Below are 14,807 nucleotides of genomic sequence, written 5' to 3' on the forward strand. Positions count from 1 at the left end.
CTCACAGCAAGAACATTGTCGCCAGCCCCAAGAAAATCAGAAAACCGCCGGAATCCGTTACCGCCGTAATCAGCACCGAGCTGCCCAAGGCGGGGTCGCGTCCGAATTTATCCATGATGACTGGGATGAGTACGCCGACCGAAGCGGCAAGCAAGAGGTTCAGCGTCATTGCGGCGACCATCACCAAGCCGATGCCGATGCTGCCGTACAGCAGCCATGACACCACGCCCATGACCGTTCCCCAGATGATGCCGTTGACCAAAGCGACGCCGACTTCTTTTTTCAACAACCGCCCTGCCTGCATCCCTGTCAACTGCCCCATCGCCATCGCGCGGACAATCATGGTGATGGTTTGGTTGCCGGAGTTGCCGCCGATACCGGCGACGATGGGCATCAGCGCGGCGAGTGCGACGATTTTCTCGATACTGCCTTCAAACGCGCCGATAACGCGGCTGGCGAGAAAGGCGGTGCAGAGGTTGACGGCAAGCCACATCCAGCGGTTTTTTACCGAATCCCAGACGGGCGCAAACAAATCTTCCTCTTCCTGCAAACCCGCCATGTTCAACATATCCGCTTCCGATTCTTCACGGATAACGTCCACCATCTCGTCGATGGTAATCCTGCCGATGAGCTTTTTGTTTTCATCGACCACGGGCGCGGTAACCAAGTCATAACGTTCAAACGCCTGCGCCGCCTCTTCCACATCGTCTTCGGGACGGAAGCGCACGACTTCGGTCGCCATCACGTCCGCCACCAAATCTTCGGGATCAGCGACCAAAAGTTTGCGGATGGGCAGCACGCCTTGCAGGATGTCGTTTTCATCGACCACAAAAATCTTATCGGTATGGTCAGGCAGGCTCTCGAAGCGGCGCAGATAACGCAGCACCACTTCACAAGTAACGTCGGCGCGGATGCTGACCAACTCGAAGTCCATAATCGCACCGACTTGGTTGTCTTCATACGACATCGCCGCCTTGACTTGGGCGCGCTCTTCCTCGTCGCGCGTCTGCAAGGCTTCATAGACCACCTGGTGCGGCAAATCGCCCGCCAGCTCCGCCAGCTCGTCTGCGTCCAAATCATCGACCGCCGCCAACAGCTCATCTTTGTCCATCGACTCGATCAGCGTTTCGCGCACCGCATCGGAGACTTCCAGCAACACTTCGCCGTCGTCTTCAGGCGTAACCAGAAGCCAGACGATATTACGTTCGCGCGGCGGCAACGATTCCAACACCGCCGCCACGTCGGCAGGGTGCAGCTCGTTCAAAAGGACGGTCAGCTCAGTAAATTTGTCGCGCAACGCCTCGTCCTCAATCGGCACGCCTTCCTCAATTTGCGGGAAGGCGGGCGAAAGAATTTCGCACAGCGCGTGGATACGGTCGAAATCGGCGGAAACGCGCTCTACGTCGCTTTCGATACCGTCGTTTTCAAGGTTCGGAGGGGTTTGTTCGATGCTCATAAATGCTCCGCCCGCCGGATGCGGGAGGGCATTTCGGCGGGATGGTTATCGTGTATTTCGGGATAAACCGGAAGGGAAGTTCAGTAAAAACGAACTGGGAAGGTCCATAATAAAAGCCTGCTGATTCAGGCGTCGTGTTGGAAACGGAGCGTATTTTACCCTGTTTTAGGGCGGTTTACTATTTTAAACGGTGAATTGAAAAAGGTCGTCTGAAAACTGTCTGTGGGGATTTTTCTCTTTTTCGGGCAAAAGGCAGGGAATGTATTCTGTAAATAGGGGAAAAGAAAGTTTGCCGTTATGTTTGATGTAAGACAGGTTTGGGACGTGCAACGGTTGTCTGTTTGCCGCCGTCGTGGATAGAATGGGGAAATTTTGCGTACGGGCAACATGACGCTTTCCCGTGCTTATCAGAACTACGCTTTCAGACGACCCCTTCCTTAATTTTTCGAACGCCCGATTGTAAAGATAAATGAACGAATAGGGCTGGTTTGGGTCAATGCTTAAATGGTTTTATTGCTTTCTTTACAAAAAAACGAAAGGACTACCTCATGTCGGACAATACGCAACCTACGCGGCAGGGCTTGCCCTCGCTGCCGAAAAGCACGATTTGGATGCTCAGTTTCGGTTTTCTCGGCGTTCAGACGGCCTTTACCCTGCAAAGCTCGCAGATGAGCCGCATCTTCCAGACGCTCGGTGCCGACCCGCACAGCCTCGGCTGGTTCTTTATCCTGCCGCCGTTGGCGGGGATGCTGGTGCAGCCGATTGTCGGTTATTACTCCGACCGCACATGGAAGCCGCGCTTGGGCGGCCGCCGTCTGCCGTATCTGCTTTACGGCACGCTGATTGCGGTCATTGTGATGATTCTGATGCCGAACTCGGGCAGCTTCGGTTTCGGTTATGCGTCGCTGGCGGCTTTGTCGTTCGGCGCGCTGATGATTGCGCTGTTGGACGTGTCGTCGAATATGGCGATGCAGCCGTTTAAGATGATGGTTGGCGACATGGTCAATGAGGAGCAGAAAAGCTACGCCTACGGGATTCAGAGCTTCTTGGCGAATACGGGCGCGGTTTTGGCGGCGATTCTGCCGTTTGTGTTTGCGTATATCGGTTTGGCGAACACTGCCGAGAAAGGCGTCGTGCCGCAGACCGTGGTCGTGGCGTTTTATGTGGGTGCGGCGTTGCTGGTGATTACCAGCGCGTTCACGATTTTCAAAGTGAAGGAATACGATCCGGAGACCTACGCCCGCTACCACGGCATAGATGTGGCGGCGAATCAGGAAAAGACCAACTGGATCGAACTCTTGAAAACCGCGCCTAAGGCGTTTTGGACGGTTACTTTGGTGCAGTTTTTCTGCTGGTTCGCCTTCCAATATATGTGGATTTATTCCACAGGCGCGATTGCGGAAAACGTCTGGCATGCGACCAATGCGTCTTCCGTAGGCTATCAGGAAGCGGGCAACTGGTATGGTGTATTGGCGGCGGTGCAGTCGGTTGCGGCGGTGATTTGTTCGTTTGTATTGGCAAAAATCCCCAACCGATACCATAAGGCGGGTTATTTCAGCTGTCTGGCTTTGGGCGCACTCGGCTTTTTCTCCGTTTGCTACATCAGTAACCAATACGCGCTGGTGTTGTCTTACACCTTAATCGGCATCGCTTGGGCGGGCATCATCACTTATCCGCTGACGATTGTGACCAACGCCTTGTCGGGCAAACACATGGGCACTTACTTGGGCTTGTTCAACGGCTCCATCTGTATGCCCCAAATCGTCGCTTCGCTGTCGACCGTCAAATTGTTCCCGATGCTGGGCGAGTTGCAGGCCAATATGTTCTTGGTAGGGGGCGTCGCCCTGCTGCTGGGCGCGTTTTCCGTGTTCCTGATTAAAGAAACACGCGGCGGCGCATAATTTTCTTCATTTATCGGCAGGAGGGTCGTCTGAAACTTCTGCCGACGCTTTATCCGATTGAATAAGACGAACCGTATTCCAAAACGGTTTGCCATAAAACCATCAAAACAGGAGCTTTACGATGTATACAAGAATCATGGAAATCAGCCCTTGGACGCTGCGTTCGGCAAAACTGGAAAAAGAACACAAACGGCTGCAAGAGAGCCTGACCAGCTTGGGCAACGGCTATATGGGTATGCGCGGCAGCTTTGAAGAAACCTATTCCGCCGACAGCCACTTGGGCACCTACATCGCCGGCGTGTGGTTCCCCGACAAAACCCGCGTCGGCTGGTGGAAAAACGGCTACCCCAAATATTTCGGCAAAGCCATCAACGCGCTCAATTTCAGCAAAGTCAAAATCTTTGTCGACGGGCAGGAAGTGGATTTGGCGAAAAATGACGTTACCGACTTCTCCGTCGAACTCGATATGCAGCACGGCGTGTTGCGCCGCTCGTTCACCGTATTCGGCGTGCGTTTCGATGTGTGCAAATTCCTGTCCGTCGCGCAAAAAGAGCTGGCGGTCATCCGCTGGGAAGCCGTATCCGTCGACGGCAAAACCCACCAAGTCCGCATCGATTCCATCATCGACGCCGACGTGAAAAACGAAGACTCCAACTACGAAGAAAAATTCTGGCAGGTATTGGACAAAGGCGTTTCAGACGACCGCTCCTACATTGCCACCCAAACCGTCGCCAATCCCTTCGGCGTAGAGCAATTCATCGTCAACGCCGAGCAAACCTTCGCCGGCAGCTTCAAAGCCCTCGGCGGCAGCCAAACCGACTGGCAGGTCTCCAATTCTTTTGAAGCCGAAGTCGGCAGTACGCCCGAAACCTTTGAAAAACGCGTGATTGTTACCACCAGTCGCGATTATCAGGGCTTGGAAGCAGTGAAAGCCGCCGGCCGCGCCTTGTCGGAAAAAATTGCAGGCGTTGCGTTTGAAACCTTGCTGGACGCGCACAAAGCAGGCTGGCTGCACCGTTGGGAAATCGCCGACGTGGTTATCGAAGGCAGCGACGAAGCGCAGCAGGGCATCCGCTTCAACCTGTTCCAACTGTTCTCCACCTACTACGGCGAAGACGCACGCCTGAACATCGGCCCGAAAGGCTTTACCGGCGAAAAATACGGCGGCGCGACCTATTGGGACACCGAAGCCTACGCCGTGCCGCTTTACCTCGCACTGGCGGAACCCGAAGTTACCCGCAACCTGCTGCAATACCGCCGCAACCAGCTGCCGCAGGCGCAACACAACGCGCGCGAACAGGGCTTGGCGGGCGCACTCTATCCGATGGTAACGTTTACGGGCATCGAGTGCCACAACGAATGGGAAATTACCTTCGAGGAAATCCACCGCAACGGCGCGATTCCTTACGCCATCTACAACTACACCAACTACACCGGCGACGAAAGCTATCTTGCCAAAGAAGGCTTGGAAGTCTTGGTCGAAGTGTCCCGCTTCTGGGCGGACCGCGTCCACTTCTCCAAACGCAACGGCAAATACATGATTCACGGTGTAACCGGCCCGAACGAATACGAAAACAACATCAACAACAACTGGTACACCAACACCCTCGCCGCATGGGTATTGGACTACACCCGCGAAGCCTTGGCGAAATATCCGCGTCCGGATTTGAATGTGAGTGCCGCCGAGCTGGAAAAATGGGCGGACATCAGCGCCAATATGTACCGTCCGCATGACGAAGAACTCGGCGTATTCGTGCAACACGACGGCTTCCTCGACAAAGACATCCGCCCCGTGTCCGCGCTTTCGCCCGACGATTTGCCGCTCAACCAGAAATGGTCGTGGGACAAAATCTTGCGTTCTCCCTTCATCAAACAGGCGGACGTATTGCAAGGCATCTACTTCTTCGGCGACCGTTTCAATATCGACGAAAAACGCCGCAACTTCGACTTCTACGAACCGATGACCGTGCACGAAAGCTCGTTGTCGCCTTGTATCCACGCCATCCTCGCCGCCGAACTGGGCAAAGAAGAAAAAGCCGTGGAAATGTACCAGCGCACTGCCCGACTGGACTTGGACAACTACAACAACGACACCGAAGACGGCCTGCACATCACCTCCATGACCGGCTCGTGGCTCGCCATCGTCCAAGGTTTCGCCCAAATGAAAACCTGGGGCGGCAAACTCAGCTTCGCCCCGTTCCTGCCGAGTGCGTGGACAGGCTACGCCTTCCACATCAACTACCGCGGCCGTCTGATTAAAGTCGCTGTCGGCAAAGAAAACGTCGTCTTCACCCTGCTCAAAGGAGAGCCGCTCGAATTGCAGGTGTACGGCAAAGACATCACGCTCAACGGCAGCCACACCGTCGCGTTGGAAAAATAAGGAGGGCGCAAAATGACTTTCACCGCAGTCCTGTTTGACCTCGACGGCGTCATCACCGACACCGCCGAATACCACTACCGCGCATGGAAAAAGCTCGCCGAAGAACTGGGCATCAGTATCGACCGCAAGTTTAACGAGCAGCTCAAAGGCGTGTCGCGCGACGATTCGCTCAAACGCATCCTCGCGCACGGCGGCAAAACCATCAGCGAAGCCGAGTTCGCCGAACTGACCCGCCGCAAAAACGACAACTACGTCGAGATGATTCAGGCGGTCAAACCCGAAGACGTGTACCCCGGCATTTTGCCGCTGCTGGAAGCATTGAGGGCGAACGGCAAAAAAATCGCCCTTGCGTCCGCCAGTAAAAACGGTCCGTTCCTGCTGGAACGCATGGGGCTGACCCACTTCTTCGACGCCGTCGCCGACCCTGCCGCCGTCGCGCATTCCAAACCCGCCCCCGACATCTTCCTCGCCGCCGCCGAGGGCGTGGGCGCGGACATCCGCCGCTGCATCGGCATTGAAGACGCCGCCGCCGGCGTCGCCGCCATCAAAGCCTCAGGCGCCTTGCCCATAGGCGTGGGCAAAGCCGAAGACTTGGGCAGCGACATCGCGCTGGTCTCCGGCACCGCCGAGCTGACCTACGCCTACCTGCAAAACGTGTGGGCACAGTCGGGCAGGTAAAACGCGTCAGGTAAAGTTGTTAAGGAAGTAAAAAGGTCGTCTGAAAACCTGAATTTTGGTTTTCAGACGACCTTTCTCATTGGAAAAATATAGTGGATTAAATTTAAATCAGGACAAGGCGACGAAGCCGCAGACAGTACAGATAGTACGGTAAGGCGAGGCAACGCCGTACTGGTTTAAAGTTTAAGCCACTATATTTCTAGCGTTTCAAAGCCAATGTCAATACGCCCGCCGTAACCAGCCCCAGCCCAATCCATTCCTGAGTGCTGGGGCGTTCGTCCAAAAAGACCACCGCCATCAGCGCAACCAATACCAAGCTGAATTTATCGACGGGGGCGACTTGCGAAGCGTTGCCCAGTTGTAGGGCTTTGAAGTAGGCGAGCCAAGATGCGCCGGTGGCGAGGCCGGAGAGAATCAGGAAAGTCCAATTTCTTCCTGTAAACCCGTTCACACCCTGCCATTTGCCGGTATAGGTCAGGAACAAGACCAGCGCGGCAAGGATGACCAGCGTGCGGATGAAAGTGGCGAAATCTGAATCGATGCCCTGCAAACCCATTTTGGCGAAAATCGCCGTCAACGAGGCGAAACCTGCGGAAGCCAATGCCCAAAAAAGCCATGCGTTGCCGCTCATGTTTTTCCTTTCTGAATCAAAATCCGATCTTATGGGGGATGGGAGAGATACTATTTGACGTCCCCATATTATATCCATCCGATGATGCGAATGTTTCCCATCATACCACCGGATAGGATTGCTTTAAACGGAAAAGGCCGAATCCCTGACTTCGGGTTCGACCATTTTGACGGTGAGAGATTATCTGAAATTTTATCGGCGGTATTGGGCGGAATCTATTTTCAGACGACCTAATTGTCTATCAGATAACTTTTTCTTTAAATTCGGGCTTTTTGTCGATAAAGCCGTCAATCGGCGCATAGCCGAGGAAGTCGGCGTTTTCATCCATGACGACAATCCAGTTTTTGATTTTCCCGCTGGTAAGCGGCAGGAAAAACAGAGGTTTGTCGGCTTGTTTGACGGAGGTGGCTTTGAGGATGTCCGCTTCGCTCATGTTTCGGGCAATGGCAAGTTCTGCCAAAGGTTTCATCGCACTGCGGATTTTCGCACGTTCTGCAGGACTGTCGGGCTGCCACCAATTCGGGCGCATACTCGGTTCTATGCCTTTGAGGGAAAGGCTGAGGCTTTCGTTGGCTTCTTCGACGGTTGCGGGATCGCGCAGGCTGACGCGTTCGATGCCGAACCACGGCAGTTGACGCATTTTTTCGGGGGCTTTGGCTAAATCCGCTTCGTCGATTTCAGCGGCGGTAACAATGTTGATACGGTCTTTTTCAAAGGCTGCAACGACGGGGCGCGCTAAGGAAACGCTGTGCAAGCCGTAAATCAGAGCGGCGAGCTGGATGATGCCGACCAAAGAAAAGTCGGTAATGCGTTCGCGCAGTTTTTTCTTGGGGCTGGCGAGAACCAGTGTCAGAAGGGGGCCGCAGACAATATCGACCGAGACGACGAGTGTGTACAAATTCAATCCGCCCGTCAGTTCTGAGTAGGGGTAGGGATACCAGACGGCGAAGACCAAAAGTGCCGCGAGGCCTGCAAGTATCAGGCTGACGACAAGATGCCAGCCCGCGTTTTTGAGGGCAAAACGCCAACGGGAGGGAGTTTGGGTATTTTCCATTTGTTATTTCCGTAATGTAATTATTGAGGGAATTATTTTTGAAGGTCGGTATTATATATGAATATGACCGACAACATAGAGTTTCATGGTGCAAAACGTGAGGGATGTGGTGTGGCAGCAAAAAAGTTGAATAAAGTTGAATAAAAAGGTCGTCTGAAAACGGATTTGGGTTTTCAGACGACCTTTTATAGTGGATTAACTTTAAACCAGTACGGCGTTGCCTCGCCCTTAGCTCAAAGAGAACGATTCTCTAAGGTGCTGAAGCACCAAGTGAATCGGTTCCGTACTATCTGTACTGTCTGCGGCTTCGTCGCCTTGTCCTGATTTTTGTTAATCCACTATAGTTTTTGGGGCTTACAGACCGAATAGGGCGGTGTCGCCTTTGCCCTGGCGGATGAGTTCCGTGCCGTCGGTCATGTCGATGACGGTGGTCGGCTCGGTGCCGCACCAGCCGCCGTCAATCACCAAATCGACGCTGTGTTCGAGACGGTCGCGGATTTCGTAAGGGTCGGTCAGCGGCTCGTCGTCTTCAGGCAGCATCAGGGTGCAACTGAGCAGCGGCTCGCCCAATTCCTGCAACAGGCTCAAGGCGATGTTGTTGTCGGGCACGCGCAGGCCTATGGTTTTGCGTTTCGGGTGCAGCGTGCGGTTGGGGACTTCTTTGGTCGCTTGCAGGATGAAGGTGTAGCTGCCGGGGGTGGCGGCTTTGAGCTGGCGGAATTGGGCGTTGTCGACTTTGGCGTAAGTGCCCAATTCGCTCAAATCGGCGCACATGAGGGTCAGGTGGTGTTTCAAGTCGATTTTGCGGATGGCGAGGATGCGTTCCATCGCGGCTTTGTCGCCGAGTTTGCAGCCGAGCGCGTAGCAGGAGTCGGTGGGGTATACGATGACTCCGCCGCTGCGGACGATGTCGGCGGCTTGTTTGATCAGGCGTTCCTGCGGGTTGTCAGGGTGGATGGCGAAGAATTGTGCCATGGCGGTTTTCCTTTTGGCAGTTTGTGTTGCGGATATTTTAAAACCGATGGTTTGAAATGACAAAAGGTCGTCTGAAAATACGGTTTCGGAACGGAAACTGCGTTTTCAGACGACCTTGTGTTTTGGATACGAATCAGGGTTCGGGACGCAGCCACATCCAGACGGCGACGCAGCCGCAGCCCAATGTGGACGCCGCGCCTATCCACCATTTTTCGGGAAAGCGCCAAAACATGAAGATGCAGGATAGGCTCATCATGCTGATGGCGAAGATTTTGGCTTTGCGCGGGACGGCGCCGTTGTTTTCCCAGTTTTGTATCATGGGGCCGAAATAGCGGTGTTGGTGCAGCCAGCGGTGGAAACGGGGCGAGGCTCTTGCCCAGCAGGCGGCGGCAAGGATGATGAAGGGGGTGGTGGGCATAATCGGCAGAAAAATGCCGATGATGCCTAAGAGAAAGGAAACTGCGCCGCAAAAGATGAGTAAGTAGCGAATCATGTTGTTTTGTTGGAAATCTTATTCGGATGCTTTGGTTTTGCCGTGATCAAACGGGCAGCGGGGAATATCGAGCTTGTCCCAGCCTTCGTGTCCCATTTTTTCGAGCAGGGCGATGTTGCGCTCGAAAATGACGGAGGCGTCGGGGAAGGCTTGTGCGGCTTTGGCGATGCTGTCTTCGCGGATGAGGTGCAGGGTGGAGTAGGGCGAGCGGTTGGTGTAGTTGCCGATGTCGTCTGAATCCGTGCCTTCAAATTGGAAATCGGGATGAAACGGGGCGATTTGGACAATGCCTTCCAAACCGTTGTCCACAACGGCGGCATCGGCAATGTCGAGCATTTGGTTGAAGGTGTCGAAGTCGGGGAAAAGGGTCGGGTGGACAAGCAGGGTGGTTTCCAGCTCGTCGGCGGGCGTATCGCCCAAAAGCTGCAATTCGCGGTCTAAGTCTTCGAGGAAACCGTCCAGATGGCGTGCTTGGCTGACGCTGATGCGCACGAGGTTTTTGACGTGCGGCGGTTTGGCGAAGGGGCAGAGGTTGAGTCCGATGACGGCTTTTTCGAGCCATTGGCGGGTGTGGTCGGTTACGGTGGCGGAGTCGGGGGTAGTCATGCGGGGATTCGGATTTGATTTAATTAAAAATAATTCTCAAAAAGTATAACAAATAACATGGGTTTTAGGCAAAGGGCATGGGTGTGCGGATAGGGAAAATTTATGTGTGGCCAGTATGTAACAGGTCGTCTGAATATTTTTTTGTTTATGAAGAAAACCATAGCGGAAACAACGAAAAAAAGAAGAAATTTTCCCGTCTAACCTATTGCGCCGACAGGGATTTTGCCGTTTAATGCGAACCTGCTGAATCAAGGGCCCGAGGCATATGCCGGCCGCCCCCACAGTTAACCTTTTGTATGCGGACAGTTTGCGCTTGACTGACTGCCGCCGCTGCAACAATCCCCCCTTCCACAAAAGGACTGTACCCATGAAAAAAACTTCAATGGCGGCGGCACTCATCGGCCTCGTCTTGACTGCATGCAGCGGCGGCCAACAAACCGCCGCAGAATCTTCCGCACCTTCTTCCCATACCGCCTCCGACAAGCTCAATATCTACAACTGGTCGGACTACGTCGATCCCGCCACGCTTGAAGCGTTCGAAAAAAATACGCATATCAACGTCCGCTACGACTACTACGACAGCAACGAAGCCCTAGAAGCCAAGCTTTTGACCGGCAAATCCGGTTACGACCTCGTTGCACCGTCCATTGCCAACGTCGGACGCCAAATCAAAGCCGGCGCGTATCAAAAAATCGACAAAAGCCAAATCCCGAACTACGCCAATATCGATGCCGACCTGCTTGCCATGATGGCAAAAGTCGATCCGGGCAACCAATACGCCGTCCCTTATTTCTGGGGCATCAACACGCTCGCCATCAATAAAAAACTGGTTCAAAAAGCCTTGGGGACGGAGCAATTGCCCGAAAACGAATGGGATTTGGTGTTCAATCCCGAATACACCAAAAAGCTGAAATCCTGCGGTATCAGCTATTTTGACAGCGCCATCGAACAAATCCCGCTCGCGCTGCATTATTTGGGCAAAGACCCGAATACCGAAAACCCCGACGACATCAAAGCCGCCGTCAACATGATGAAAAAAGTGCGTCCCGACATCAAACGCTTCACTTCGTCAGGCTATATTGACGATATGGCGGCGGGCAACCTTTGCGTTTCAGTCGGTTACGGCGGCGATTTGAACATCGCCAAAACACGCGCGCAAGAAGCGAAGAACGGCGTCGAAATCGAAGTGTTAGCCCCAAAAAGCGGCGTCGGTATTTGGGTGGATTCCCTGATGATTCCGCGCGATGCCCAAAACACCGCCAATGCGCACAAATACATCAACCACACGCTCGATCCCGAAGTCGCGGCACAAAACGGCAATTTCGTTACCTACGCCCCCGCCAGCCGCCCCGCACGCGCATTGATGGACGCAAAATATACCGGCGATGCGTCTATCTTCCCGACCAAGGAATTGATGGATAAAAGTTTCATCGTATCGCCCAAATCAACAGATGCAAGCCGTCTGAGCGTCCGCTTGTGGCAATCGCTGAAAGCAGGCAAATAGCTGTTTTGATGCGTTGCAAATTTAAAGGTCGTCTGAAAACAAATATTGTACGTTTTCAGACGACCTTTTATTTTTACTGAGATTTTTTGTCTAGCAACGGTACTCCTGCTTCTCAATCATGATTTTTCATCTGCATCAAAGTAGCAGCAATGGTAATCACCATACCCGCACACCAGCTCCTTCGTTTGAGAAAGGCGCAATCATGCGCCTTTTTTACGGGTTTGACGATTAGGTATTTGTATTCAAAAAATGCGCAATCCGTTTATTTGGATAGTGCCTCAATCCAAAATCTTGCCGACGATTTCGCCTACGTCTTTCGACAATCCTCCCTGCGCCCGAATGCGCTGCAATTCTTGTTTCACCAAGCTTTTACGGTGCGGCTCGAGCTTGTTGCAGAGGTTGAATGCCTGCACCAAACGGGCGGCGACCTGCGGGTTGAAGCGGTCGATTTCGATGACTTTGTCGGCGATGAAGCGGTAGCCGCTGCCGTCTTGTGCGTGGAAATGCGGGACGTTGCGGCTGAAGCTGCCGATGAGCGAACGGGCTTTGTTGGGGTTTTCGAGGCTGAATTTCGGATGCTGCAAGGCGGTTTGAACCTGTTGCAGGGTGTCGCTGCGGCGGCTTAAGCCGACGAGGGCGAAATATTTGTCCATCACCAGCGCGTCGTCTGAAAACTTGTCGGCAAACTGCGCCAGCAGGCGGTTGCGCGTATCGCTTTCGTTGCCGTTGACTGCGGACAGGATGCCCCATTCGTGGGTCATGTTTTGCGCCATTGCGCCGTATTTTTCGGCAACGGTTTCGATGTGCGCAGGGTCGGCGCGCAGAACGAAGGCGCGGCAGACGTTGCGCAACGTGCGCCAGCCGGCGGCTTCGGGGCTGTATTCGTAGCTTTGGTTTTCCTGCTTCGCCGCCTGACGGTTCAATTCGTGCCATTTCGGCAGGAAGTGGGCGGCAAGCGTGTCCAACAAGGCTTCGCGCGCCTGATGGTAGCGTAGCGGGTCGATGTTTTCCGCGCCGTCCCACAGTTCGGCTTCGGACGGCACGCCCAAAAGCAGGGCTTTGAAGGCATTGTCCAAGAGGTCGTCTGAAATGACTTTTTCGACGGCGGCAAGCAGTTTTTCGTGTTTCGGCAACTCGACGCCGTCTGAAAGCGCGGCGAGGTTGGCGGCGACGGCGCGGCGGTAGAGCGTTTGGGCGGCTTCCCAGCGCGTGAAAGCGTCACTGTCGTGGGCGAGCAGGAGCAGCAGGTCGTCGTCGCTGTACGGATAGTTCAGATGCACCGGCGCGCTGAACCCGCGCAGCAGCGAGGGAACGACGGCTTCGGTTACGCCTTCGAGCGGGAAGGTCTGTTCGGCTTCGGTCAGCAGCAATACGGCTTCGGTTGTACGTTTGCCCTGATAATCAAATGCCACCGCTTCGCCGTTGCGGTTCAGCAGCCCGACTTTGACGGGAATCATCATCGGCTGCTTATCCGCCATATCGGGCGTGGGCGGCACGGTTTGTTTAATGGTTAACTCAAAAACATTGTTTTTCAGACGACCCTCGGCTTCCAAAACGGGCGTGCCTGCTTGGCTGTACCACAAGGCGAACTGGTCGAGATTGATGCCGTTCGCGTCCGCCATCGCCGCGCGGAAATCGTCGCAGGTCACGGCCTGCCCGTCGTGGCGTTGGAAATAGAGCTTCATGCCTTTTTGGAAGCCCTCTTCGCCGAGCAAGGTGTGATACATCCGCACCACTTCCGCGCCTTTTTCATAAACGGTCATGGTGTAGAAATTGTTCATCTCCTCATAGCTGGCGGGGCGCACCGGATGCGCGGTCGGGCCTGCGTCTTCGGGGAACTGGTGCTGGCGCAGCAGGCGGATGTTTTCGATGCGGCGCACGGCGCGGCTGGCGCGGTCGCCGGAAAATTCTTGGTCGCGGAACACGGTCAGCCCTTCCTTCAGCGAAAGCTGGAACCAGTCGCGGCAGGTCACGCGGTTGCCCGTCCAGTTGTGGAAATATTCGTGTCCGACCACGGATTCGATGCCTTCGAAATCGGTATCGGTGGCGGTGCGGCTGTCGGCGAGGACGAACTTGGTGTTAAAGATGTTCAAACCCTTGTTTTCCATCGCGCCCATATTGAAATCGCCCACGGCGACGACCATGAAAATATCCAAGTCGTATTCCAAACCGAAGCGCGTTTCGTCCCATTTCATCGCGTTTTTCAAGGATTCCACGGCAAAACCAACTTTGGGCTTGTCCGCTTCGGTGGTGTAAAACTCGATTTTGACGTTTCTGCCGCTCATGGTGGTGAAATAGTCTTCCGTGACCGCCAAGTCGCCCGCGACCAAAGCAAACAGATAGCTCGGTTTGGCAAACGGGTCTTCCCATTTCACCCAATGGCGGTCGTCTGAAAACTCGCCGCCGTCGATTTTGTTGCCGTTGGAAAGCAAAACGGGATAGCGTTTTTTGTCCGCGACGATGGTAGTCGTGAACTTGGACATCACATCCGGACGGTCGATGTAAAATGTGATTTTACGAAAGCCCTCAGGCTCGCATTGGGTAAACAGATTGCCGCCGGAAGCATACAGCCCCATCAGCGATTTGTTTTCCGCCGGCAGGATTTCGGTTTCCACTTCGACGGTGAAGCGTTCGGACGGCACGTCTGCAATCGTCAGCGTCTCGCCTTCCAACACATAATCCGCCGCCGTCCCATTGATTTTGACGGACAAGAGTTTCGCCGAACCGTCCAACACCAGCGGCTCCCCCACCCTCTGCGGCTCGACCGTCAAACGGGATTTCACGACGGTTTGCGGTTCGGCAATGTCGAAATGCAGGTCGGTTTCGAGAATGTGGTAGGCAGGTGTTTGGTAATCTTTCAGATAATGGACGGTTTTGCTCATGGTTTTGCTTTCGGGTAAAAATGGGAATACAGACGGTAAGCATAACGTTTCAGACGACCTTAATTCAAGCCTTCTATCAAATTTTTATCGTATAGTGGATTAAGGTCGTCTGAAACCCGAGACTATTGCAAACATACTTAACTTTAAATACAGTAGGTCATCAAATTCCGTCATTCCCGCTCAGGCGGTAATCCATCGTACAATCTAAAGAAACCTCGATTTGAAAAACAGTTTCTGAATTTCAAAA

11 protein-coding genes are annotated in these 14,807 nt (G+C 54.0%); 4 read left to right on the plus strand and 7 right to left on the minus strand.

The genetic code is table 11. From position 1 onward, the window contains the following. Window position 1: 1 nt before the first annotated feature. Window positions 2–1,456, minus strand: a complete 1,455-nt coding sequence (mgtE, locus tag HMPREF2907_RS06665; protein WP_070681435.1) for a magnesium transporter — start codon at window positions 1,454–1,456, stop codon at window positions 2–4. A 548-nt stretch (window positions 1,457–2,004) separates the two neighbouring features. Between mgtE and HMPREF2907_RS06670 the strand changes: the two genes are divergently transcribed. The 3 genes from HMPREF2907_RS06670 to pgmB all read left to right on the plus strand — a co-directional run bounded on the left by HMPREF2907_RS06670 (window position 2,005) and on the right by pgmB (window position 6,415). Beyond that, window positions 2,005–3,357, plus strand: coding sequence for an SLC45 family MFS transporter (locus HMPREF2907_RS06670; protein ID WP_070681438.1), 1,353 nt, complete (start codon window positions 2,005–2,007; stop codon window positions 3,355–3,357). A gap of 121 nt (window positions 3,358–3,478) precedes the next feature. Continuing rightward, window positions 3,479–5,737 (plus strand): glycoside hydrolase family 65 protein, encoded by a 2,259-nt coding sequence (locus tag HMPREF2907_RS06675; protein WP_070681440.1) that lies wholly within the window; start codon window positions 3,479–3,481, stop codon window positions 5,735–5,737. 12 nt (window positions 5,738–5,749) lie between these two features. Next, window positions 5,750–6,415 carry a beta-phosphoglucomutase gene (pgmB, locus tag HMPREF2907_RS06680; RefSeq protein WP_070681445.1) on the plus strand — a complete coding sequence of 222 codons (666 nt, stop codon included), beginning with the start codon at window positions 5,750–5,752 and terminating at the stop codon, window positions 6,413–6,415. A 199-nt stretch (window positions 6,416–6,614) separates the two neighbouring features. Here the strand turns inward: pgmB and HMPREF2907_RS06685 are convergent, their stop codons facing one another. From HMPREF2907_RS06685 to HMPREF2907_RS06705, 5 genes are all read right to left on the minus strand, one after another. Further along, a complete protein-coding gene (locus tag HMPREF2907_RS06685) occupies window positions 6,615–7,046 on the minus strand; it encodes an EamA family transporter (protein ID WP_016687139.1) in 432 nt (143 codons plus the stop codon). 241 nt (window positions 7,047–7,287) lie between these two features. Next, the gene (locus HMPREF2907_RS06690) at window positions 7,288–8,100 is read right to left on the minus strand and encodes a fimb protein (RefSeq protein ID WP_070681448.1); all 813 of its coding nucleotides are present in this window, start codon (window positions 8,098–8,100) and stop codon (window positions 7,288–7,290) included. Window positions 8,101–8,454: 354 nt separating this feature from the next. Further along, a complete protein-coding gene (locus tag HMPREF2907_RS06695; RefSeq protein WP_039862805.1) occupies window positions 8,455–9,075 on the minus strand; it encodes an L-threonylcarbamoyladenylate synthase in 621 nt (206 codons plus the stop codon). Between the two features lie 133 nt (window positions 9,076–9,208). Further along, on the minus strand, window positions 9,209–9,568 hold the full coding sequence (locus tag HMPREF2907_RS06700; protein WP_003777107.1) for a YbaN family protein: 360 nt from the start codon (window positions 9,566–9,568) through the stop codon (window positions 9,209–9,211). A gap of 18 nt (window positions 9,569–9,586) precedes the next feature. After that, on the minus strand, window positions 9,587–10,174 hold the full coding sequence (locus HMPREF2907_RS06705; RefSeq protein WP_070681451.1) for a DUF1415 domain-containing protein: 588 nt from the start codon (window positions 10,172–10,174) through the stop codon (window positions 9,587–9,589). A gap of 367 nt (window positions 10,175–10,541) precedes the next feature. On the opposite strand from HMPREF2907_RS06705, the gene HMPREF2907_RS06710 reads away from it, so the two are divergent. Continuing rightward, window positions 10,542–11,678 carry a polyamine ABC transporter substrate-binding protein gene (locus tag HMPREF2907_RS06710; protein ID WP_036492900.1) on the plus strand — a complete coding sequence of 379 codons (1,137 nt, stop codon included), beginning with the start codon at window positions 10,542–10,544 and terminating at the stop codon, window positions 11,676–11,678. Window positions 11,679–11,956: 278 nt separating this feature from the next. Here HMPREF2907_RS06710 and pepN read toward each other — a convergent pair whose 3' ends face one another. Next, window positions 11,957–14,560 carry an aminopeptidase N gene (gene pepN, locus HMPREF2907_RS06715; protein WP_070681454.1) on the minus strand — a complete coding sequence of 868 codons (2,604 nt, stop codon included), beginning with the start codon at window positions 14,558–14,560 and terminating at the stop codon, window positions 11,957–11,959. Between the last annotated feature and the right edge of the window lie 247 nt (window positions 14,561–14,807).

This window comes from Neisseria sp. HMSC055H02 (assembly GCF_001813335.1).
In the GTDB taxonomy this organism is placed as follows: Bacteria; Pseudomonadota; Gammaproteobacteria; order Burkholderiales; family Neisseriaceae; genus Neisseria; species Neisseria sicca_C.